Raw genomic sequence first — 2765 nt, 5'->3', positions numbered from 1 at the left:
GCCGACAATGCTCGAACTGGCGGTGATGCTTGCGACCATTACCGGGATGATCAAAAAGAACGGTGCCATGAAATAGACGATCACGGCATAGACCACGGTCTGCTCAAGGGAATACCCCGCAGGCACCACTCCGGGGGGAAGAGTTTCAAGGAACGTGCCGAAACCGGTGATCGATGAGGCGACTGCGGGGTTGTTGCCGAGAAGAATCACGAAAGCGGGGATGAATATGGCGAACAGAAGCGGAATGATCACGAGCGGAGCCATGATGTGCTTGCTGCGCGTGAGTTCGTTCCAGTCTTTTCTCACGAGTGCCCCTACCCTGCGGCGATCGATCATGTCAGGGCCCCCTGGGCGATCGTCGCGAAATAGAGGTCCTGGATGGTCGGCTGTTCGGGGACCACAGCGGTAATCGGCACGCCCCGACCCGCGAGCTCAGAAACCACCGTGGCAACGCTGTGGCCCTCGGCGATCGAGAAGTGAATCCGCCCCGCAGGGTCGGTCTCCACGAGGCCGTCGACAACCGCATCGATCATCTGGCGGGCCGCATCCGGATTTCCTTGAATCTCGATCTCATAGCGAGTCCGCGGCCATCGCTCCCGCAGCAATTGCGAAACCTCGCCGCAGGCAGCGAGCCGTCCCCCGACGAGAACCCCGATGTCGTCGCACAGCGACTCAAGACCGTGCAACTGATGGGTGCACATGACCACTGTGGTGTGCGCGTGCCGGATCATCCCCTTGAGAAGAGCGATCAGGTCTTCGGATGCTTCAGGGTCGAGCCCGGCCGTTGGCTCGTCGAGAAAGAGCAGCTCTGGTTCGTGCAGAATCGCGCGCCCCACGGAGAGCTTCTGTCGCATGCCCTTGCTGAGTTCGCCGACGGGGGAGTCGATTCTGCCCGCCAGGCCCAGCCCATCGAGCACCTCTCCGGTTCGTCGAGCGATTCTGACGGCAGAAAGCCCGTAAAGCTCGCCCCAGTATCGGAGGTTGTCCCGAACGCTGAGGGAGAGATAAAGCTCAGTGTCGGTCTGCACGCCGATGCGGGAACGGAGACGGTCTGCTGTCGCCGGGGTGAGTCGCTCGCCCAACAGGGTCACCTCACCGCGCGTCGCGGCGAGCAGGCCGGTCAGGAGCCTCACGGTAGTGGTCTTGCCCGCTCCGTTGGGGCCCAAGAGACCAAAGGCGCGTCCCGTACCGATGCTCAGAGTGAGAGCCGAAACAGCCTCGCGTTCGCCGAATCGTTTGGTCAGCCCAGACGCGGAGAGCGCGATCGCGGACTCGGGGGCAGATCCGACCATCGGGGGTCCCTTCTCTGCACCGATCGCGCGGTGGCCTCATCATGCCCCCACCACCGTGCGCCGTCGAGGGGTGATTTTTGTTCCGCTGCACGGCATCGGGCGTGATGTCGCAACCCGGGTCTAGCCTGTGATCGTGACGCAACTCGGCCAGCATCCAGATCCAACGCATGTGATCGCCCACATCAGTGACACCCATTTTCTTGCCGGCGATCGCAAACTCCACGGCGCAGTCGACACCGTGCGCAATCTCGAGCGCGCGCTTGCGCAGTTGGAGCGATCGGAGATTCACCCCCAAGCCCTCGTCTTCACGGGCGATCTCGCCGATCTGGGCGAGCCGGATGCCTACGCGCGGTTGCGGGCGATGGTGGAGCCCGTCGCCGAGCGGATGGGCGCCCAGGTCGTGTGGGTCATGGGCAACCACGACGAGCGCCTTCAGTTCTCGAGCGAGTTGTTCGGCGAGGAGAGCGCTTCTCCGCACGACCGCGTCTACGATCTCGACGGTCTGCGCATCATCTCTCTCGACTCGACGGTGCCGGGGTATCACCACGGAGACCTCAGCGATGAGCAACTCGCCTGGCTCGCCGATGTGCTGGCGACGCCCGCCGTTCACGGCACGCTCATTGCCATGCACCATCCGCCGATTCCGAGTCCGCTGCTGTGGGTGATGCAGATGCTTGAGCTGCAGAGGCAGGAGAGGTTCGCGCAGGTGATCGCTGGCACCGATGTGCGAGCCATTCTGGCGGGCCACCTTCACTATTCGACGCACAGCACGTGCGCCGGCATCCCCGTCTCCGTCGCCGCGGCCACGTGTTACACCCTCGATCTATCTGCGGCGGGAAGGCTGCTCTCGGGCGTCGATTCCGGTCAGTCGATGACGATTGTGCACGCGTATCCGGACCGCATCGTTCATTCCGTTGTTCCCATAGGGGAGACAGCGGAGGTCTCTGGCGTGGGCATCGAGCACCGCGCAACCATCCAGGCAATGACCCCGGAGCAGCGCATCGATATGTTCTCGCGCAAGGATTCTGCCTTCAACGTGGGTTCGCGCGCAGACTAGTGGAGCCGCTCACGCAGTCGCCATCCGGCTCGGTTAACTCCGTGTCCGCTGCCTCGTCAATGCCTATTGCCGACGCCGTTGAAGGCTATTTGGCGCATCTTTCACGAGAGCGGGGGTACAGCGTCAACACCGTGCGAGCGTATCGGGCGGACCTCGCGAACCTCACCGACTTTCTTTCCGCCGCGGACGTGTCAGCCGCGAACGGGATTTCACTGGAGCTGTTGCGAGACTGGCTGTGGCACCAGTCGCAGCGCGGCCTCTCTAAATCCACTCTCGCTCGCCGAGCAGCATCCGCTCGGGGACTGAGTGCGTGGCTATCTCGAAACGATGGGCACATTACCGATGCTGCGGCTCGTCTCCGAGCGCCGCGGGGTGAGCGACATTTGCCGCGAGTGCTCACCGGCTCCCAGATCGAC

General features: G+C 63.3%; 4 protein-coding genes. 2 read left to right on the top strand and 2 right to left on the bottom strand.

Annotated features, from left to right (window positions below):
* On the bottom strand, positions 1-306 hold a 306-nt coding region (locus AC062T_RS06620; RefSeq protein ID WP_476028512.1), incomplete at its 3' end, for a hypothetical protein.
* A 26-nt stretch (positions 307-332) separates the two neighbouring features.
* Positions 333-1292, bottom strand: a complete 960-nt coding sequence (locus AC062T_RS06615) for an ABC transporter ATP-binding protein (RefSeq protein ID WP_476028510.1) — start codon at positions 1290-1292, stop codon at positions 333-335.
* A gap of 133 nt (positions 1293-1425) precedes the next feature.
* On the opposite strand from AC062T_RS06615, the gene AC062T_RS06610 reads away from it, so the two are divergent.
* On the top strand, positions 1426-2349 hold the full coding sequence (locus AC062T_RS06610; RefSeq protein WP_476028508.1) for a phosphodiesterase: 924 nt from the start codon (positions 1426-1428) through the stop codon (positions 2347-2349).
* A gap of 59 nt (positions 2350-2408) precedes the next feature.
* Positions 2409-2765 (top strand): site-specific integrase (locus tag AC062T_RS06605; RefSeq protein ID WP_476028506.1); only part of this gene is annotated, 357 nt, incomplete at its 3' end.

This window comes from Homoserinimonas sp., from assembly GCF_056262345.1.
Note: the sequence above shows the minus strand (reverse complement) of the source record. Positions and strands in the feature narration are given on the sequence as shown.

Bases quoted from the DNA above. Each gene is read 5' to 3' on its own strand.
- AC062T_RS06615 (WP_476028510.1), bottom strand. From the start codon at position 1,292: ATGGTCGGATCTGCCCCCGAGTCCGCGATCGCGCTCTCCGCGTCTGGG.